Origin of the sequence: Luteibacter sp. OK325 (assembly GCF_003050935.1) — a bacterium.
Taxonomy (GTDB): Bacteria; Pseudomonadota; Gammaproteobacteria; order Xanthomonadales; family Rhodanobacteraceae; genus Luteibacter.
Map to the genome: position 1 here is coordinate 120,885 of NZ_QAOX01000005.1, position 19,430 is coordinate 140,314.

Sequence of the window (19,430 nt, forward strand, 5' to 3'; positions counted from 1 at the left end):
TCGAGCAACCTTCGGTCGTGGGCGCATGCATAGGCAGAGGCGTCCCCAGCGTTAGCCGAGACGTGGTAGTTGCTTGGGCCCCCCTGCGGGCCGCGCTGGGCCGTTTCGGCGCCTGCGCGTTTGCGGCATGTTAGTCGATAAGTGTGAAGTGCATCACATTTAAGTTGTGAAGACGGTCGCGCTTTGCTCGTTTGACCCGGATAAAATTGGTCAGGTCCTGGCCAGCAGGCTCACGGAGGCGATGCCAGTTCCACGCAGAAGTCCACGAACGCGCGAACCTTGGGCGGGGAGTTCTTGCGCGACGGGTAGAAGGCGTACAGGGGAAAGCGCTCCTCGGCCCAGTCGGGGAACAGTTCGACCAACCGTCCGTCGGCCAGGGCATCCTGCACGCTCACCGCCAGCACCTGCGCAATCCCTGCCCCGGCGATGCACACGGCGAACATGATTCCCGAGTCCGTGACCAGGAGCGGCCCGGTGGTTTCGACCGGTACGACCTTGCCCTTACGGTGAAACTCCCATTCGAATGGACGACGGGTAACCGGGTCGCGGAACTGGATGCACCGATGATTGACGAGGTCCTTCGGTGTCGCCGGACGGCCATGGGCGGCGAGATAGGCCGGCGCCGCGACGGTGAGCACCCGGGTTTCAAGCAGCTTGCGGCCGATCAGTGACGATGACGGAGGCACACCGAAGCGGACGGCTACATCGATGCCATCGGCGACGAGGTCGCCGAGTTCATCACGGGTGACGATCTCCAGTTCCAGGGCCGGATAACGAGCCAGGAAGGCGGCGAGTTGCGGCGCGATAACCTGGCGGGCAAACATGGGGTCCAGGCTCACTCGCAGTCGGCCACGTACCGCTTGCGAATCGCCGGCGGCGGCCAGGGCGGCATCTTCGATCCCCGACAACAGCGGACCCACCTGCGCATAGAGGCGCTCGCCTTCATCGGTCAGGGTGACCGAGCGGGTGGTCCGATGAAGCAAACGCACGCCGAGTCGTTCTTCCAACCGGCTCACCGCGCGACTCACGCCCGATGGCGAAAGCCCCAGGGCGTCGGCTGCGCGCGCGAAGTTGCCGGTCTCGACGACGGAAACCAGAACATTTAGGTTGCCAAGCAGGCGGCCATCGGAGGACATGAGGGGCGACTCGTGATCGTGAGTCACGAAAGATCTGCCTCGGCGGATATTCCGTCAATAGAGCGAGGCGCTTAGTCTGTGCACCATCCCTTTCCCACCGAGCCTTCCATGAACGCTTCCCGCGCACCTATCGCCCTCATCCTGGGCGCGAGCCGCGGCCTGGGCCTCGCCCTCGTCGAGGAATACCTGCACCGCGACTGGCACGTCGTCGCCACCGTGCGCAGTGAGACACCGGCCGCGCTCGCAGCGCTGGCCACCGCTTCGCAAGGACGCCTTCGCATCGAGCATGCCGACATTGCGCGGGGCAGCGACATCGACGCGCTGCGCCGCACGCTCGATGGCACCGCCTTCGACCTGGTATTCGTCAACGCCGGGGTGATGACCCAGGCACGCGATGCGAACGGCGCCACGATTTCCGACGAAGAGTTCGCCCACGTCATGGCGACCAACGTGCTTGGCCCGATGCGCGTGCTGGAAGCGTTCGAATCGTTGGTACCACGCTCCGGCACGCTGGGTGTTATGTCGTCCGGGCTCGGTAGCATCGAGAACAACCAGGACGGCGCCTGGACCGTATATCGCGCCAGCAAGGCGGCGCTTAACCAGATGCTGCGCAGCTTCGCCAATACCCGCCGTGGCGATCCTCGCGCGGTGCTTGCGATCGCTCCCGGTTGGGTGCGCACGGACATGGGCGGTGCCGATGCCGCGCTTTCGGTCGAAGAGAGTATCCCGCGCGTGGTCGACGTCATCGAGGCGCACCGCGGCAAGGCGGGCGCGCATTACGTCAATTACCAGGGCCAGACCCTGCCCTGGTGACCGCTCAGAGCCAGATACGGATGCCGGCCACCCAGCGGCGATCGGTGATGCGCCGGCCGTCGTTGCGTGCGAGACCGGCCGTGGCGCCGGTGAGATGTTCCCAGGACACACCGACATACGGCGCGATGGTGCGGCGGATCTCGTAGCGAAGCCGAAGGCCACCTTCGACACTTGAGATACCCGCGCGCAACTCACGCTGCACGTCATCCTTGCCGTACGCGTTGATCTCGATTTCCGGCTGGAGGATCAGTCGCTGGGTAAACAGGAGTTCGTACTCCGCACGCACGCGTGCGGCGGTACGTCCGCCCTCACCCGCATACGCCGTCGCCTCCAGCTCGAACCAGTACGGCGCGAGACCCTGCACGCCGAACGCTGCCCAGTTGTGCTTCGGACCTTCACCGATGTCGCGCCGCACGCCCAGTTGAGTATCCCAATAGGTCGCCACGGCGTGGCTCCAGAACAACTCGACGTCGCCATCGCGCGGCCGGTTGCCTTCACGCTCGCCTTCGCTGCGCATCCAGAGCTTGTCGCTGTCATTGCCGTACCAGCCCTCGGCCTCCCAGGACTGGCCGTGGCCACCCTGCCCCGCGAACGACTCCAGGCGGTCCACCAACAGCATGCCGACAGGAGCGGTGTCGTCCATGTCATGCATGGCCATGCCGTGCATGCTGCTGGACGGCACGCCATCGGACCAGTCGGGGCTGCGCGCGTCGGCTGGCGCGTTGCCGCCCTGCATGGCGCCCATCTTCATGTCCTGTGCGCCTGCCGACGCGATGGTACCGAGCGCCAGCAGGGCAAATACGAAGCGCCTCACGAGACCACCACTTCGCGGAACATGCCCGCTTCCATGTGATAGAGCATGTGGCAGTGGAAGGCCCACCGCCCGGGGTTATCGGCATTCACCGCATAAGTCACCTGCTGGGCGGGCTGCACGTTCACCGTGTGCTTGCGCACCAGGAACTCGCCATCCGGCGATTCCACCTCGCTCCACATGCCGTGCAGGTGAATCGGGTGATTCATCATGGTGTCGTTGACCAGGCGCACGCGCAAGCGCTCGCCGCGGCGGAAATGCACCGGTGTCGCAGCGGAATACTTCACGCCGTCGAACGACCACGCGAAGCGCTCCATGTTGCCGGTAAGGTGCAGTTCGATCGTTCTCCCCGGCTCGCGCGTGTCCAGCGCACCGCCGATCGTACGCAGATCGGCGTAGGTAAGGACGCGATGGCTGCGCTCGCGCAGCCCGACGCCGGGATCGTCAAGGTTGGTCCGTGGCATGTCCACACGCATGTCGACACCGGGGCCGTACTCGGTGCTGGCGTGGTGGGCCATCACCATCCCGCCGCCATCGCCGCTGTCTTCGGCCATCGAGCCCATCATGTCGCGCATCGCCAGGCGCGGTCGGGAATCGAGTGCCGGCACCTCGGCGCGCATGCCCTCGCGTGGCGCTAGCGTGGCGCGGGCGAAACCCGAGCGGTCGATCGACTGGGCGAAGATCGTATAGGCGGGGTCCTCGCGCGGCTCGATGATCACGTCATAGGTTTCCGCCGCGGAAAGGCGGAGCTCATCGACCATGACAGGCTCCACGTCCTGGCCGTCCGCGGCGACCACGCTCAGGCGCAGGCCAGGAATGCGCAGGTCGAAGATCGAGTTGGACGAACCGTTGATCAGGCGCAGCCGGACCCGCTCGCCGGGCCGGAACAAGCCGGTCCAGTTGCCTGCCGGCGCGCTGCCGTTGACGAGGTAGGTGTACGTCGCGCCCGATACATCGGCGAGGTCGCCAGGGTTCATCCGCATGCGGTTCCACATGCGACGCATGGCCATGGCATCGCCAAAGCCCTTCGCACGCGCGTCGCGCAAGAAGTCGGCAACGGTCGGCTGCGCGTAGTTGTAGATATCACTGCGCGAGCGCAGCTTGGCATAGAGGCGCTCGGGATCCTCATCGGTCCAGTCGCTGATAAGGATCACGTGCTCACGGTCCACCGCGTGGCGTTCACCCTCCTTCGGGGCGATGACGATGGCACCGTACAGGCCGCTCTGTTCCTGGAAACGACTGTGTGCGTGATACCAATAGGTGCCCGATTGCTTCACGGCGAAGCGATAAGTGAACTCGCTGCGTGCCGGTATGCCGTCGAAGCTCAGGCCCGGCACGCCGTCCTGGTTGAAGGGCACCACGAGGCCGTGCCAGTGAATCGACGACACGGTGTCGAGCTGGTTGCGCACGCGCAGGATGACGGACTCGCCCTCGCGCCAACGCAGGATCGGGCCCGGCACACCACCATTCACCGTCACGGCGGTCCGTGCGCGACCGGTGAAGTCGACGGCAGCCTGACGGATGTCCAGGGTCATGTCAGGGCCGGCCAGTTCGCCCGCACTCCGCATCGGCTCGGTCGCGGTGGCGGGTCGGACGACGCCGAAGCCCAGCCCGATGCCTGCCACCGCCACGCCCTGGACGAAACGGCGGCGTGGCAGGTGGATCGTTGGTTCGCCGTGATCGCGCATGTCGTTTCCCGAGCCCGGAACATCGAAAGAACACCGAGCGTAACGACGATGGTCGAGGCGCGACAACTCTGGAGCAGGCTCCGTGCGGCCTAACGGTAGCTCACGTTGACGACGATCGAAGCATTGGCCGCACCGGGCGTCACCGTCTGGCCGACGCGGCGATAGCGGGCGCGAAATCCGTAGCTGCGCCCTTCACGCACCGCCGGCAGGATCAAGGGCGACGGCCCGTTGGGTATGACCTGGGTATCGGGATCGTCACTGCGCAGTTCCACGGCGACGCCGGTGGCCGGAGCGGCGCCTCCGATCTTGAACAATGAGGCGTCGTGGTCGTCCGGCGCCGCCGTGAAGCTCATGAGTATCTGGGTGGCATTCCTGCAACCGGTGGAGACCAGTGCCTGCGAGACCCACGGGCTGCTGCCGGCGACGAGCAGGTCGCGGCCATCGACCTTGTCCAGCGCAAAGGTGAGGCCGCGTGAGGCAAAGGCGCAGGTGGGTCGCTCCGGCTCGATACGCGTGTCCAGCAGGTCCACCCAGACCTGCGCACGGTCGTCGTAGCCGCCGCGGGCGAGTGTTCCCGAGGTAAGCGCCCCACCCTCGTCGACGGCGCCGGTCTTGATGAGCTGCACGCGGTAGTGCGAGACGAGGGTGGCATCGAAGATAAAGGGAATCGACGTACGGTACGGCACGAGCAGCTCGCCGTTGTTGCCATTGTCGAAGTAAATACGGATGCCGACGCCGCGCACGTTGGTGTCGTAGATGCCGCCACCGCTGGCGCTGGGCGAGACGAAGCTACCCAGGCTGGACGTGCGGGTCGGGTAGAGGCATTTGAACCTGGAGGATGTCCAGCCCGTGGTGACTTTCTCCGCCAGAGGCGTGCCAACGGGGGCATCCACCGGCACGGAGACCGTACCGAACGAGAGGACCTGCGGGCCACCCTGTGAGGGATAACCCAGACAACCCGCATGCGCAGGCAGGGCGAACAAGGCAACAGGCAGGCAGGCGAGACGAACGATACGGGCAAGCGACATGACGATGGCTTCACGAAGGAGAGACTGTATCGAGTCTGCTCACGCCACCACGTGATGCCCATCGGAGGATTCTGAAATAGCGCCGACAGCGCACCACCCGGGATGCACGGTCCATTCACCGCATCGCGCCAATGATCCGCCCATGAGCCTGACGGATTATCGCCGCAAGCGGAACTTCACCAGGACGCGGGAGCCCGCCCCCGACGGCTCCGCGCGCGGGCGCGGCCGTGCCATCTTCGTCGTCCAGCTCCATCATGCATCGCGCCGGCACTTCGACTTCCGCCTGCAGGTAGGTGACGTGTTACGTAGCTGGGCCGTCCCCAAGGGACCCAGCTTCGACCCGAAGGTGAAGCGACTTGCGGTGGAAGTCGAGGACCACCCGGTGTCCTATGCCGGTTTCGAAGGCGACATCGACGAAGGTTACGGCAAGGGCCATGTCGACACGTTCGACCGTGGCGTCTGGTCCACCCCGGGCGACGCCGAGGCGCAGCTGCTCAAAGGTCACCTCACTTTCGAACTGTTCGGCGAACGTCTCAAAGGGAGCTGGCATCTGGTGCGTAGCGGGAAGAAGGAGCGCCAGCCCTCGTGGTTCCTGATCAAGGCGAGCGACGCCTACGCGAGCGATATGGAAGCCGACGACTTGCTCGACGCGAAGATGCGCGAGAGCACACGCCGCGCGACGAAGAACCCGGTAGCAAGGGTTGGCGCAAAGAAAACGGCGGCGCCCACGAAGGCAGCGCCCAAGGCGCCGAAGGCACGACGCCTCCCGGTAACCACGTTGACCAGGGCGGCAGGCTCCCTCGAGGGGGCGCGCAAGGCAAAAGCCTCCGCCGAGTTCTTCGCGCCTCAGCTTGCGCGTCTTCGGGAGACACCGCCGCAAGGCGACGGTTGGCTGCACGAGGTGAAATGGGACGGCTATCGCATCCTGGCCGGCGTGGCCAAGGGAAAGGTCATGCTGTGGTCGCGCAATGCCTTGCCCTGGAATGATCGCCTGCCGGAAATCGTCGCCGCCATCGAAAGCCTCGGTCTGGAAAGCGCACGGCTCGACGGCGAACTCATCGCGCTCGATACGCAGGGGCGCAGCGACTTCAATGCGCTGCAGCGCACGCTGTCCGGTGAACTGCAGGCACCGCTCGCCTACATGCTTTTCGACATGCCTTATCTGCAAGGCTACGACCTCAGCAAGGTCGCGCTCAGGGACAGAAAGGCCTTGCTCGAACGGTTGCTTTCGCATGCACCTCGCCTGCTCTCCTACAGCGGTCACAACCTCGGCGACGGCGACCAGGTGTTCGCCATGGCGATGGAGCAGAAACTCGAAGGGATCATCTCCAAACGCGCCGATGGCGGTTATCGCAGTGGTCGTAACGACGACTGGCTGAAGATCAAACGACTGGAGAGTGACGAGTTCGCCGTGGTCGGCTACACCCCGGCTAAAGGTTCCCGGTTGACCTTCGGCTCCCTGCTTCTCGCCAGACCCGACGCAGACGGCGGCTGGACGTACGTGGGTCGGGTCGGCACCGGGTTTACCGACGAGATGCTGCGCGAGCTGGGCAAGACCCTGACAAAACGCGGCGCGAAGAAGCCCACCGTGCGCATCGACGCCGTCGACCCGACCTTGCGCGGTGCGCTATGGGTTCCCCCTAAGGCGGTCGCCGAGGTGTATTACCGCGGCATCGGTAACAAGAACCTCCTGCGACAACCGAGCCTCAAGGCGTTGCGCGTGGATAAGGCGCCCGAGGATCTGCGCGATTCCGACCGTCGCCCGGCGACAAGACGGGCCGGCAAGCCCGTGGCCGCAGGTGAAACCAGAACTGTCGGTAAAAGTATCGTCATCACCCACCCCGACCGAATCGTGTTTCCCGACGACGGCATCACCAAACAACAGGTGGTGGACTACTACCGCGCCGTCATGCCATGGCTGCTTCCGGCGATCGCCGATCGGCCCACGTCGACGATTCGCTGTCCGGGTGGCATCGGCTCGCCCTGCTTCTTCCAGAAGCATGTGATGGCCGGTCTCGCGCACGTCGGCACGGCGAAGCTGAAAGAGGAGACAGGTGCCCAGGCGGTGTATCTGTACCCGAAGGACGAGGCCGGCGTGATCGAACTGGTCCAGTTCGGCGCGGTCGAATTCCATCCCTGGGGATCACACGTCAAGTCGCCGGATATCGCAGACCGCGTGGTGTTCGACCTCGATCCCGGGGAGGATGTCGAATGGCGCCGTGTGATCGCCGCCGCACGCATGGTTCGCGGCTTTCTCGAGGAACTGGGGCTGGTTTCCTTCGTACGCAGCACGGGCGGCAAGGGCCTGCATGTGGTCGTGCCGTTGAACCCGGGCGCCGACTGGAGCACGGTGAAGGACTTCGCCCGCGGCTTCGCGGAAACGTTGGCACAACTGCATCCCCTGGAGTTCGTCGCCACGGCCAGCAAGCGCTTCCGCCGCGGGAAGATCTACGTCGACTACTTGCGCAACGGCCGTGGCGCGACGGCGGTCGCTTCCTATTCGCTGCGGTCACGGCCAGGCGCCCCCGTGGCCGTGCCGCTGCGCTGGGAAGAACTGGGCAAGCTCAAATCCGGCAACGCGTTCGACCTGGCCGCTGTGCCGAAGCGGCTCGCTCGGCTGAAGAAAGACCCCTGGGAAGGTATCGACCAGGTGCAACAGGACCTCGAAGCGGTCAATGAGGTCCTCTCGGCGCGCTGATGGGGCGATCCAAGTAAACTGCGGCCTCATCCTTTCGTGACGACCTTATGTTCGTTTCGCTCCCCCGATTCCTGCGCATTCCCCTCGCCTGCGTCCCGCTCTTCGTCAGTACGGTGCTGCACGTGGGGCCGCTCCTGCTGCTGACGGTGGTTCGCCTGATCATTCCGGTGCGCGCCATGCGCAACGGCTTTGCACCCGTCCTGGTGCATATCGCGGAGAGCTGGCTCAGCGTCAACGCCTGGCTGTTCGCTGCCTTTACCCGCACGCAGTGGCAGGTGGAGGGGCTGGAGGGCCTGAGTGCACGTGAGAATTATCTGGTGGTGTGCAACCACCAAAGCTGGGTGGATATTCCGGCGCTGCAGAAGATCTTCAACCGGCGCATTCCTTTCATGCGCTTCTTCCTGAAGAGCCAGCTGATCTGGGTGCCCCTGCTCGGGCCGGCCTGGTGGGCGCTGGACTTCCCCTTCATGAAGCGTCATTCGAAGCAGGAACTGGAAGCGAAGCCGGAACTGCGCGGCAAGGATCGCGAAGCCACCCGCCGCGCCTGCGAGAAGTTCAGCCATGTACCGGTCTCGGTGATGAACTTCACTGAGGGCACGCGATTTACCAAGGCCAAGCACGACGCGCAGAAGTCGCCGTATACGCACCTCCTGCGACCGAAGGCCGGCGGCGTCGCGTTCGTGATCGACGCCATGGGCGACGCGATTCGCCAGATGCTCGACGTCACGATTGTCTACCCGGCGGGACCGGGCACGATGATGGACCTGATCGCCGGTCGCATTCGCGAAATTCGCATCCACGTGCGCCGCCTGTCCATCGATCCTTCGATGCGCGGCGACTACGAGAACGATGCGGTGTATCGCGAGCGCTTCCAGAACTGGGTGAACCAGCTCTGGGCAGAGAAAGATGCGCGCATTACAGCGATGCTAAGCCACTGAGCCGGCCAGACCTGCTGTTGTAGGAGCCGATTCATCGGCGAATGGGTGCTCGCCGATGAATCGGCTCCTACAGGAAGCGAGGCCCGGGATTACCTGGCCGCTTCCCTGGCGAGGACTTCGTCGAGCCTCTCGCGGCCCGCGTCCGCATAGGTCTTGCAGGTCTTGCCTTCGCCCTGTTCCGGGTGAGGCGTGATCAGGACATCGCAGGGCAGTGCGGCAACGCGGTCGAAGGTCTTGCGGTACTCGGCGACATACGCCGGATGATCGCTGAAGCGATAGGTGCCTGCCGCGAACGCATAGAGGCTGTCGGCAAAGGCGATGCTCTTGCACGACGTGCCCTCGCACGACTGCCATGTCCATGCCGTGCCGCCCGGCGTATGGCCGGGTGTGATGTGCGCGGTCAGTGACAATGGCCCCACGTGCACCACCGTGCCGTCGACGATATCGCCCTTCGCGTCGACCTTGGGATAGGCCTTTTCGGTCGGATCGTATTGCGGATCGTCAGGATACTTTCCACCCAGACGCATCGCTTCGGCAGCCTTTGCCGTCGCTCGCACCGGTGCGCCGCTGTCCTTCGCCAGTTGCGCGATGGCACCGGCGTGATCGTGGTGCGGATGCGTGTTGAGGATCAGCTTGATGTCTTCGACGCGAAAGCCGAGCTTGCGGATGTTCGCCTCGATCAGCTTCGCGTTGGACACATAGGGCGCGTCGATCAACACGTGGCCCTGAGGCGAGGTGATGAGAACCGCCGAAAGGCCCTTCGTGCCGACGAAGTACGTGTTGCCATAGATGACGTGCGGCGCGACCGGTTGCGTCCATGCCGGATTGGCTCCCGTGACGACCGGTGCGGCGTCATGGGCGAAAGCGGGCAGGGCGGTGCAGCAGGCGAGGGCGAGCAGGGTGCGGCGCATATCGGTGGTTCCCTTCGGAAGGCGGAACGCAGGATAGGCGAGGGGGTAGGGCGGATGGGTGCCAGGGAACGGGCGAAGTTGTGGCAAGCGAGCGTTCGCCGATGAATCGGCTCCCACAGGGAGCAGGTAGCCAAGCCTCTTGTGGGAGCCGCTTCAGCGGCGATGATTCAGCCGGTAGCGCCGCTAGCCTGTGGGAAGGTGGGACGGTGTTGGCGGGCGCGCCAGAAGAGGAAGCCGGTGACCAGGAGGAACATCGGCAGCATGCCGGTGAGGCAAGCCACGATGCGCCAGAGCAGACCGCCGACGGCCGCCGAGTGGATCGGAAACAGGGCATTGGCCAGGCGCAGGCCCGGTCCGAGTTTCGTCGCATCGTCGCCACCGATCACGCGCGCGGCCACCGGGTCCATCCACAACGAACTGCGACCGTCCTTGTTCCATTCGCCGGGACGGCGGACGCGCAGGACGAGCGTGCCGTTGTCCTTCTGCGGCAGCATCAGGCGGGTGAGTTCAGCTTCGGGAGCGGCGGCCTGGGCGGCGGCGAGGACGGCCGGCCAGTCGATATCCCCGTGCGCGGGCGGCAGCTTCGGTGGCTTGGCGGGCGGGGCTTCATGGAAGGCCGAGGCGAGACCATTACGTACCGCGCCGCGATACGCCATGGTGGTGCCGGTGCCGATCATGACGATAAGCAAGGGCAGGGCAGCGACGCCGACGAAGCGGTGGAAGCTTGCCCAACGGAGCACGGGCGGGTTGGTGTGCGGCTTGAGGTGTTTCAGCGCGCGACGACGCCCGGGCCAATAAAGCCACACGCCCGAGAACAGCATGAACAAGCCGGTGCATGCGACGACGCCGAGGATGGTTTCACCTACTTCACCGCTCAGGAGATGGGTGTGCCAATCCATCAGCAAGAGCATGACGTCGCCGGTCTTTTCGCGGCGCAGGAGCAGCTCTCCGGTGGTCGCGTCGAAGTAGCTGCGGCCGCCGCCGCGCGACTGGGCTTCCCATACCGGTAGTTCCTCGTCCGGCAGCGAGAGGCCCCGCAAACCCTTGCCGTCCGGGGACGCGAGCAGGGTCGCCAGCGAATGCCCTTGGGTCGCCAGGTCCGGCAGGGGGCGCGATGTCAGTCCGGGGTGGCCGGCCGCGAACAGCGGGTCCTCCCACAGCAAGACGCTGCCGGTGAGGGTCACCAGTGCCAGCACGAGGCCAAGGCTGAGGCCAAGCCACAGGTGCATCGTTTTCAGCGTCGAACGGAAACGGCGCGGGTGCGGCATGAAGACGGCCTTGCGGGAAGCGAAAGGCCGTCATCGTAGGTGCGAATGATTCTCAGATCAATTGACAGTTTCTTACGATGGCCAGTGGTTATGCAGGATGCACTGGGTGAAATCGGTGCGCTTGAAGCCCGGCTGCTTGTAGGCCATGACGTCGGATTTCACGTTTCCGAAGGTCGTTTCCGGCTTGTTGCGGACACCGTTGTAGAAGGCGTCGATGATGCCTTCCTTGAAGGCGCCGCCACGCGGGTGCACCTGCGCCACGGTCTCGCGGTCGCTGGTCGCCACGTTCTCGAAGCCGAGGCCGAGCACGTCCATTTCGACGCCGGCGGTGACCAGGGCGATTTCCGGCTTCATGTGCTGTGGCACGCCAGGCGTGGTGTGTAGCGCGATCGAGGCCCAGACGATGTCGATCTGGGCTTCGTCGATGCCCTTCGAGCGTAGGAAGTCGCGAGCGGTGTTGGCACCGTCCACCTCGAAGCGCTCGGTCTTGCTCGAATAGGCCGGGACCAGGCCCATGTCGTGGAACATGGCACCTGCGTAGAGCAGCTCGGGGTCGAACGCCAGGCCCTTGGCCTTGCCGGTCAGGGCGCCGAACAGGAAGACGCGGCGGGAGTGGTGGTAAAGAAGGTCGGTTTCGGTGTCGCGCACCAGATCAGTGATCTCGCGGGCGAGGGCGCTGTCGGGAATGGCGATGCCGGCAATGGTCGTGGACATGGCGGTGGGCCTCATGCGGTGGGTGCAACCATTGGACGCTCTCCGGCGGCCGTCTTGATTTGACTCGACATAGCAATTTCTGCCATGTTGTGCGCCATGCAGTCGCCGCCTCCCCTCACCGTCGCCATCGTGGCCCCGCCGGGCGTGCAGATGCTTGACGTTTCCGGGCCTGCCGACGTGTTCGCCGAGGCCAACCGGCAGACGCGGCGCGAGGTGTACCGGGTGCTTACCGTGGGCACCGCCCCGCTGGCGGTCACCGCTTCGTCCGGCATGCGTTTCCTGCCGGACCGCAGCACCCTGGAGAACCTCGAGCGGATCGACACCCTGCTGGTTGCCGGCTCGCCCGACCTGTCCTCCGCGGCCATCGATTACAGCCTGCTCGACTGGCTGCGCCGCCACGCGGCGGTGTCGCGTCGCTATGGGTCGATCTGCAGCGGCGCCTTGCTCTTCGCCCAGACCGGACTGTTCGAGGGCCGCCGCGTCACCACGCACTGGAAGGTGGCCGGCCTGCTCGCCGAGCGGCACCCCTCGTTGCAGGTCGAGGCCGACGCCTTCGTCGTCCGCGATGGCCCGGTTTGCACCGCGGCGGGGGTAACCGCAGGCATGGACCTGGCCATCGCCCTGGTCGAAGAAGACCTCGGTCGCGACATCGCCATGGCGGTGGCCGCCGAGTTGGTGGTGTTCTACCGGCGTCCGGGCGGGCAACTGCAGTTCAGTCGTCACGGCGAGGCCGCGCCGGCCGGCCGCGGGGCCCTGCAAGAGCTCCAGCGTTACGTGGCCGCCCACCCGGCGGAAGAGCATTCCGTCACGGCCATGGCCGAACGTGTCGGCATGAGCCCACGGCACTTCGCGCGCATTTTCCGCCACGAGGTCGGCATGACGCCGGCGGAGTTCGTCGAGACCATGCGCGTGGAAGCAGCCCGGCGCCTGCTCGAGGAAGGCCATGAGACGCCCAAGCGCGTCGCCGCTCGTTGTGGCTACGCCGATGCCAACGGCTTACGGCGTGCCTTCATGCGCCGCGTCGGCGTGACGCCCGCCGAGTACCGCAAGCGGCACGCGCACGCGCGCGCTTGACCGCGGAGGCTTTCAGATGTCGATGATGCCCCGGCGCAGAGCGATGGCCACGGCATGCGTGCGGTCGTTGGCGATCAGCTTCGCCAGGATGCTCTTCATATGCGCCTTAACCGTCTCCTCGGCGATGCCGAGGGACACCGCGACATCGCGGTTGGCCTCCCCCATGGCGACACGGGTGAGAACCTGGGTCTCTCGGGGGGTCAGCTCGTCGTCGTTCGCGTGGCCTGCCATTTCGTGCGCTATCTCCTGGGGTACACGGCGCTTGCCGTCCATGATTTGTCGAATGGTGCTGAGCATTTCCTTACGGAGTTCGCTCTTGAGCAGGTAACCCTGGGCTCCTGCCCGGAACGCCCGCAGTGCCTGCACGTCACCGCGGTAGGTGGTCAGGACCAGGATGCGCGCGTCGGGAAACTCGCCACGGATCGCTTCGATCGCGGCGAGACCGCCGATGCCCGGCATCTGCAGGTCCATCAGGGTGAGGTCCGGGCGATGTTCGCGGTAACGCTCGATCGCTTCTTCGCCGGTACTCGCCTCCGCCACCAGCTGGAGCTCGTCCTGGCCTTCGATGACCGCGGCGATGCCCTCGCGTAGCAGGGGGTGGTCGTCGACGGTCATGATGCGGATAGACGGCATGGGCGGAGTATAACGACACCGCATCCACCATGAACTTGCGAGCATCGCCCCATGATGGCAACCAGGCGCGCCAGCAACAAGCCCACTGCCCCCGGGCACATCCGAACAGGCATGGGCGGCTGGGTGTTCGCACCGTGGCGAGGGGTGTTCTATCCCGACGATCTCGTGCAGAAACGCGAGCTGGAATATGCCAGCCGACAGGTCACGGCGATCGAGATCAACGGCACGTATTACCGAGCACCCGACGCGGCGATCTATCGGAAATGGGCGGCGGAAACGCCCGAAGGCTTCGTTTTCTCGGTCAAGGCACCACGCCACATCGTGCAGACAAAGCTGCTGGCCACGGCGGGCGAGCGCATCGAACGCTTCGTTGAGGGCGCCAGCGCGCTGGGCGACCGCCTCGGACCGATCCTTTGGCAGTTCCTCGCCACCCGCGCTTTCGATCCGGACGACATGGCGGCCTTCCTCGACCTGCTGCCCGAGAAAGCCGGCGGCGTGACCCTACGTCATGCGGTGGAAGTACGTAACGAGAGTTACATGGACGGGCGCTGGCTCGAACTCGCGAGGGACCGCGGCGTAGCCACCGTGTTCACCGACTCGCCCGAACATCCGTCCTTCGCGGACCTGACCGGATCCTTCGTCTACGCCCGTCTGATGCGCAGCCGGGCGGCTGAAAAGAACGGGTATCCTGCGAAAGAACTCAAATCCTGGGCGAAGCACGCCGCCACCTGGGCGTCAGGCGGCGATCCCGTCGACCTGCCCCATGTCGGTGATGCGCTGTCGAAGCAGGCCCCCCGGGATGTCTTCGTCTATTTCATTTCCGCCGCCAAGGAGCGCAACCCCTCGGCCGCCGTGGCGCTCGGCAAGCTCGCCGACAACGCATAATCTCTCCCTTTCCCGAACGGACGACCCATGGACCGTCTCATCCAGAACACCCTCACCGACCTTTTCGCCGAGCACGGCGTGGAACTCGAGCCCGACGAAGACTGGCTGCTCACCGAAGGTGACGACTACCCGGCCCTGCGTGGCATCTGGCACGAAGGCAAGGACGGCGGCATGGGCCGACTGGACCTGGACATCGTGCTCGACGAGGAACGTACCATCGAGGAAAGCTTTGGCGGCATCGGCAGCGGCAAGATCGGTTGTCGCGATGCCTTGGACAGCTTTGCGCGGAACGACTTCTACGTGGTGCTGGCGGCATGCTGGCACACGGTGAACAAGAGCAAGCTCGCCGTGCGCGAACTGACGGCTGGCGTGCATCGCTTCAACGCGTATATCGGCGACTTCACGCTGCGCGGCGAGAAGGACGCGCCGATGGAAATTCCCGAGGACGGCCTTTCCGCCCTCGAGGCGGCGATTTCCACGGCGCCGCTGACCAACGACGTTCACTGGATCCGCGTGTTCTACGGGAACGTGGGCGACGGCAAGAGCCAGGTCGAAGTGTTGCTCGACAACGAGCCCTGGGCGGCTGGGCACAAGGCCATCGCGTCGGTGGAGTGGCCGCAGCACGAGCGCTACTACAGCCTGCGGAACTTCATCGCGCTGGTGCCGGTGGACTGAAGCCGCCGCGCTTCAGGCGATCGAGCCGCCGCCGTCCACGGTGATGGTCGAGCCCGTTGTGAACGGCGTGGCGGCGGCATAGAGGATCGCGTTCGCGATGTCTTCGGGCTCGCCGGCGCGCTTCGCCGGGAGCTTCTCCGCCACGGCGGCGAACATCGCTTCGCGCTTGTCGGCATCCATGCCGCTCCACAATGGCGTGCGGATCATGCCGGGGGACACCGCGTTGACGCGCACCGGCGAGAACTCCAGCGCCATGCCGCGTACCAGGCTTTCCAGCGCGGCGTTGATCGCGCCCTGCAGTACCGAGGTGGCGCTCGGTCGCACGGAGAGGAAACCGGAGACGATAGTCATCGAGCCACCATCGTGGATGCGCGCGGCGCGCGCGACGCGGTAGGCGCCCCAGAACTTGCTCTCCATGGCCTTGTGCGCATCCTCCAACGAAAGCTGGCGGACCGGACCGCTCGGCGTCTTCGCGGCCGATACCACCACGTGGTTCCAGGTGCGCCCCGAAAGGAACTGCTCGACGGCCTTCGCATCGCCCGTGTCCAACACCTGCGACCGCGCTTCGCCACCCAGCTCTTTCAGCGCCGCTTCGAGCTTGTCGGCGGAGCGGGAAGCGATAGTCACGCGCGCACCGGCGGCGGTGAACGCCTTGGCGGTCGCCAGTCCGATGCCGGAACTGCCGCCGACCACAAGCACATCCTGATTCGTGAAGGAGAACATGGTGAGCCTCTACAAGCGGGAAGAAGGTGGGATCACTATGATCCTTGCCCAGAAGCCGACAAAGGCTCGTGAGGCTGAAAGACTCTTGCCCGGGACCGAAGAATGATCGACAACCTCCTCGAGCTCACCGTGTTTGCCCGCATCGTTTCCGCGGGCAGCCTGTCCGCGGCCGCCCGTGAACTCGACCTCTCGCTGGCCGTGGTCAGCAAACGCCTCAGCGCGCTGGAAGCACGCCTCGGCGTCCGACTGTTGCAGCGCACGACGCGCCGCCAGTCACTCACCGAGGAGGGCGAAGCCTTCCACGCGCGCTGTGTCCGTATCCTGGCCGAAGTGCAGGAAGCGGAGGCGGCCGTGTCGCGCAGCCGCGATGCCGTGACCGGTGTATTGCGGGTGACCGCACCCAGGGCGTTCGGGCGCCGCCGCATCGCCCCACTCACGGTGGCCTTCCGCCTGGAACATCCCGGGCTCAATGTCCATCTCACCCTGACCGATGCCCTGATGGATATCGTCGACGAGGGCGTGGACCTGGCAATCCGCTTTGGCAGCCTGGCCGACTCTTCGCTGATTGCCCGCTCGCTGGCACCGAACTATCGCGTGCTCTGCGCCGCGCCGTCGTATCTCGCGCGGCGCGGCCTGCCGGTGGAACCGTTGGCTCTGGTCGGCCATGACTGCATCGTCTTCGGCGAACAACCGACCCGCGAATGGCACTTCCAGCACGCCGATGGGCCTGTATCGGTGCGCGTCAACCCTTCTTTCATCACCAACGACGGCGAAGCCGCCCACACGCTGGCGCTTGCCGGCGGCGGCATCGTGCAGAAGTCGATCTGGGATGTGGGAGACGATCTAGGCAACGGGCGCCTGGTTCGCGTGTTGCCTGAGTACGCGATTCCGGCGGCGCCGTTGCAGGCGGTGTATGCGAATGCGCAACACCTGGCGCCAAAGGTGCGGCGATTCGTCGATTTCTGCGCGGAGCGCTTGAAGGAAGAATGGCGCTGGGGCGATTGAGAGCCTCGCCTTGATCTTGTAGGAGCCGACTCATCGGCGATCCCGCGGCAGCGGGCCCTGTTACCGAGCCGCCACCCAATCCTCGGGCTTCAGAATTTCGAACAAGCCATCACGCACCGTTCTCCGTCCCAACCGAAGCACTTCCGCATCGCGCGAGAACAGAACGGAAGCCCCCGACGTCGCCGCGAGCTCTAGGAACTTCTGGTCATCGGGGTCACGACAGCGAGGCAGCGACACACAGGACGCAGTGTCGCCCTCCAGCAACGTGACAAGGCCATCGAAACGCGCCGCCGCTTCGGTGCGACGCACTTCATCCAGCTTGAGCGTGGGATAAGCCAGCACACCCAACCACTCATCGCGACAATCCGTCCGCGTTACCGCCTCGATGTCACCGGAGGTGAGCGCCGCGACGAGTCGTGCAGCGCGTGGATCGTCGAACACGAACGCGTCCAGGCAGACATTCGTATCCAGGACGACTCGCATGCGATCAGGCCGCCGAACGCTCGGCAAGCCTGGCGTGCTGGGCAGCGACGATCGAGTACGACTCCTTGCGCGCCGCGTGGTCGAAGATCTGCGCGGTGATGATGAGCTCGTCCGCGCCCGTGCGCTCGATGAACTCGGCGAGACCGTCGCGCACGGTGTCCGGTGAACCGACCACCGCGCACGACAACGCATGATCCACCTGCGCCTTCTCCATCGACGTCCACACACCATCCATCGAGTTCACCGGCGGCGGGAGCGTGCCCGGCGCACCACGACGCAGGTTCCAGAACGCCTGCTGCTGCGAGGTGAACAGGCGACGCGCGTCTTCATCCGTCGCTGCCGCGACCACGTTGATACCGAGCATGGCGTAGGGTTTATCGAGCACCTCGGACGGACGGAACATGTGCCGGTACACCTCGAGCGCCTTCATCATCATGTCCGGCGCGAAGTGCGAGGCAAAGGCGAACGGCAGGCCGAGGTGCGCGGCGAGCTGCGCGCTGAACAGGCTCGAGCCGAGCAGCCATAGCGGCACGTTGGTGTCCATGCCCGGCACGGCGCGCACCGTCTGGCCGGGCTGCTGCGGACCGAGGAAGAGCTGGAGTTCCTGCACATCATCCGGGAAGCGGTCGTCACTGGGGCCCATGGAGCGGCGCAAGGCGCGCGCCGTGCCCTGGTCGGTCCCCGGCGCGCGCCCAAGGCCGAGGTCGATGCGGCCCGGATACAGCGAGGCGAGCGTGCCGAACTGTTCGGCGATCACCAGCGGTGCGTGATTTGGCAGCATGATGCCGCCTGAGCCCACCCGGATCGTCTTCGTGCCCTCGGCGATAAAGCCGATCACCACCGAGGTGGCTGCACTGGCGATGCCGGTCATGTTGTGGTGCTCGGCCAGCCAGTAGCGATGGAAACCGAGCGCTTCGGCATGCTGGGCGAGATCGCGTGAGTTGCGCAGCGATTGACCAGGGTTGGAGCCGCGCGCCACCGGGGACAGGTCGAGTACCGAGAACGGAATCATCCGCAGACACCTCATTAAAGGGGGAGGCGGGCGAACCGCCAATTCGTTCCAGATGGGCGGCGAGGGGCCGGTTTGCAACCCTCACAAGCTATCCCGGGGAAACAATCCGTTCGGCGGAACGATGCTCCGCAGCCCGTAAGGGGAGAGGAAAATACACCCATTCACTCACCCAGTCCGGTAATTCCGGGGAGCACGACATGATCGACGTCCGCAGCTTCAACAGTCTTGGCGGTGCCAACCACGGTTGGCTCGACGCGAAGCATCATTTTTCATTCGCCTCTTATAGCGATCCGAAGCGCATGGGCTGGGGCGCGCTGCGGGTCTGGAACGACGACACGATCGCCGCCGGCACCGGCTTTCCGGCGCACCCGCATGCGGACATGGAAATCATCACCTATGTGCGTGAAGGCGCGATCACCCATGAGGACAGCCTGGGCAACAAGGGCCGTACCGAAGCGGGCGACGTGCAGGTGATGAGCGCGGGCACCGGCATCCGCCACGCCGAGTACAACGCCGAGCCGGACGCGACCCGGATCTTCCAGATCTGGATCATCCCGGACGGCGAGCGCAAGGCGCCGTCATGGGGCACCCGCCCCTTCCCGAAGGGTGAGCGCTCCGGCCAGTTCGTCACCCTGGCCAGCGGCATGGCCGGTGATGGCGACGCGCTGCCGATCCGCACCGACGCGCGCGTGCTCGGCGCCAGTGTGAAGGCCGGCCAGACCGTGGAGTACACGCTGGGCGAGGGTCGCTTCGCGTACATGGTGCCGGCCGAGGGTTCGGTCGAGATCAACGGCAAGACGCTCAACAAGGGCGACGGTGCCGCGATCCGCGACGAGACCACGCTGCGTATCACCGCCTCGGCCGATGCCGAACTGGTGCTGGTCGACAGCGCGGCATAAGTGACACCAGGGGTATGCTGTGGGTCATGACGACCC

At 65.4% G+C, this 19,430-nt stretch carries 19 protein-coding genes; 8 read left to right on the top strand and 11 right to left on the bottom strand.

From position 1 onward, the window contains the following. Positions 1-230 precede the first annotated feature (230 nt). Positions 231-1,136, bottom strand: a complete 906-nt coding sequence (locus C8J98_RS12580; RefSeq protein WP_107913542.1) for a LysR family transcriptional regulator — start codon at positions 1,134-1,136, stop codon at positions 231-233. A gap of 108 nt (positions 1,137-1,244) precedes the next feature. On the opposite strand from C8J98_RS12580, the gene C8J98_RS12585 reads away from it, so the two are divergent. Then, positions 1,245-1,949: an SDR family NAD(P)-dependent oxidoreductase gene (locus tag C8J98_RS12585; RefSeq protein WP_107913543.1), complete on the top strand. Its 705-nt coding sequence runs from the start codon at positions 1,245-1,247 to the stop codon at positions 1,947-1,949. Between the two features lie 4 nt (positions 1,950-1,953). On the opposite strand, the gene C8J98_RS12590 is transcribed toward C8J98_RS12585, so the two are convergent. The 3 genes from C8J98_RS12590 to C8J98_RS12600 all read right to left on the bottom strand — a co-directional run bounded on the left by C8J98_RS12590 (position 1,954) and on the right by C8J98_RS12600 (position 5,476). Next, positions 1,954-2,763, bottom strand: coding sequence for a copper resistance protein B (locus tag C8J98_RS12590; RefSeq protein WP_233260221.1), 810 nt, complete (start codon positions 2,761-2,763; stop codon positions 1,954-1,956). After that, on the bottom strand, positions 2,760-4,448 hold the full coding sequence (locus C8J98_RS12595) for a copper resistance system multicopper oxidase (protein ID WP_107913544.1): 1,689 nt from the start codon (positions 4,446-4,448) through the stop codon (positions 2,760-2,762). The genes C8J98_RS12590 and C8J98_RS12595 overlap by 4 nt, the downstream gene beginning before the upstream one ends. Before the next feature lie 89 nt (positions 4,449-4,537). Next, positions 4,538-5,476 carry a fimbrial protein gene (locus C8J98_RS12600; protein WP_107913545.1) on the bottom strand — a complete coding sequence of 313 codons (939 nt, stop codon included), beginning with the start codon at positions 5,474-5,476 and terminating at the stop codon, positions 4,538-4,540. 142 nt (positions 5,477-5,618) lie between these two features. Between C8J98_RS12600 and ligD the strand changes: the two genes are divergently transcribed. Together ligD and C8J98_RS12610 are read left to right on the top strand one after the other, a co-directional pair. Further along, positions 5,619-8,174: a DNA ligase D gene (gene ligD / locus C8J98_RS12605; RefSeq protein ID WP_107913546.1), complete on the top strand. Its 2,556-nt coding sequence runs from the start codon at positions 5,619-5,621 to the stop codon at positions 8,172-8,174. Positions 8,175-8,221: 47 nt separating this feature from the next. Continuing rightward, positions 8,222-9,112 carry an acyltransferase gene (locus C8J98_RS12610; RefSeq protein WP_107913547.1) on the top strand — a complete coding sequence of 297 codons (891 nt, stop codon included), beginning with the start codon at positions 8,222-8,224 and terminating at the stop codon, positions 9,110-9,112. 89 nt (positions 9,113-9,201) lie between these two features. Here C8J98_RS12610 and bla read toward each other — a convergent pair whose 3' ends face one another. The 3 genes from bla to C8J98_RS12625 form a co-directional block, all read right to left on the bottom strand. Next, positions 9,202-10,023, bottom strand: a complete 822-nt coding sequence (gene bla / locus C8J98_RS12615; RefSeq protein WP_107913548.1) for a subclass B3 metallo-beta-lactamase — start codon at positions 10,021-10,023, stop codon at positions 9,202-9,204. A gap of 167 nt (positions 10,024-10,190) precedes the next feature. Further along, on the bottom strand, positions 10,191-11,291 hold the full coding sequence (locus C8J98_RS12620) for a PepSY-associated TM helix domain-containing protein (protein WP_107913549.1): 1,101 nt from the start codon (positions 11,289-11,291) through the stop codon (positions 10,191-10,193). Positions 11,292-11,363: 72 nt separating this feature from the next. After that, on the bottom strand, positions 11,364-12,005 hold the full coding sequence (locus C8J98_RS12625; RefSeq protein WP_107913724.1) for an HD domain-containing protein: 642 nt from the start codon (positions 12,003-12,005) through the stop codon (positions 11,364-11,366). A 96-nt stretch (positions 12,006-12,101) separates the two neighbouring features. Between C8J98_RS12625 and C8J98_RS12630 the strand changes: the two genes are divergently transcribed. Further along, the gene (locus tag C8J98_RS12630; protein ID WP_107913725.1) at positions 12,102-13,079 is read left to right on the top strand and encodes a helix-turn-helix domain-containing protein; all 978 of its coding nucleotides are present in this window, start codon (positions 12,102-12,104) and stop codon (positions 13,077-13,079) included. A gap of 12 nt (positions 13,080-13,091) precedes the next feature. On the opposite strand, the gene C8J98_RS12635 is transcribed toward C8J98_RS12630, so the two are convergent. Then, the gene (locus C8J98_RS12635; RefSeq protein ID WP_107913550.1) at positions 13,092-13,712 is read right to left on the bottom strand and encodes a response regulator transcription factor; all 621 of its coding nucleotides are present in this window, start codon (positions 13,710-13,712) and stop codon (positions 13,092-13,094) included. Positions 13,713-13,763: 51 nt separating this feature from the next. Between C8J98_RS12635 and C8J98_RS12640 the strand changes: the two genes are divergently transcribed. Then, positions 13,764-14,597: a DUF72 domain-containing protein gene (locus tag C8J98_RS12640; protein WP_233260222.1), complete on the top strand. Its 834-nt coding sequence runs from the start codon at positions 13,764-13,766 to the stop codon at positions 14,595-14,597. Positions 14,598-14,624: 27 nt separating this feature from the next. Then, positions 14,625-15,272: a DUF6348 family protein gene (locus C8J98_RS12645; RefSeq protein WP_107913551.1), complete on the top strand. Its 648-nt coding sequence runs from the start codon at positions 14,625-14,627 to the stop codon at positions 15,270-15,272. 12 nt (positions 15,273-15,284) lie between these two features. On the opposite strand, the gene C8J98_RS12650 is transcribed toward C8J98_RS12645, so the two are convergent. Further along, complete coding sequence (locus C8J98_RS12650; RefSeq protein ID WP_107913552.1) at positions 15,285-15,995, bottom strand: SDR family oxidoreductase; 711 nt, start codon at positions 15,993-15,995, stop codon at positions 15,285-15,287. Between the two features lie 102 nt (positions 15,996-16,097). On the opposite strand from C8J98_RS12650, the gene C8J98_RS12655 reads away from it, so the two are divergent. Beyond that, the gene (locus C8J98_RS12655) at positions 16,098-17,000 is read left to right on the top strand and encodes a LysR family transcriptional regulator (protein ID WP_107913553.1); all 903 of its coding nucleotides are present in this window, start codon (positions 16,098-16,100) and stop codon (positions 16,998-17,000) included. 60 nt (positions 17,001-17,060) lie between these two features. Here C8J98_RS12655 and C8J98_RS12660 read toward each other — a convergent pair whose 3' ends face one another. Both C8J98_RS12660 and C8J98_RS12665 read right to left on the bottom strand, forming a co-directional pair. Beyond that, positions 17,061-17,483, bottom strand: a complete 423-nt coding sequence (locus tag C8J98_RS12660) for a putative toxin-antitoxin system toxin component, PIN family (RefSeq protein WP_107913554.1) — start codon at positions 17,481-17,483, stop codon at positions 17,061-17,063. A gap of 4 nt (positions 17,484-17,487) precedes the next feature. Then, complete coding sequence (locus tag C8J98_RS12665) at positions 17,488-18,495, bottom strand: LLM class flavin-dependent oxidoreductase (RefSeq protein WP_107913555.1); 1,008 nt, start codon at positions 18,493-18,495, stop codon at positions 17,488-17,490. Between the two features lie 197 nt (positions 18,496-18,692). Here C8J98_RS12665 and C8J98_RS12670 point away from each other — a divergent pair, with 197 nt between their 5' ends. Further along, a complete protein-coding gene (locus C8J98_RS12670) occupies positions 18,693-19,394 on the top strand; it encodes a pirin family protein (RefSeq protein ID WP_107913556.1) in 702 nt (233 codons plus the stop codon). The last annotated feature ends 36 nt before the right edge of the window (positions 19,395-19,430 follow it).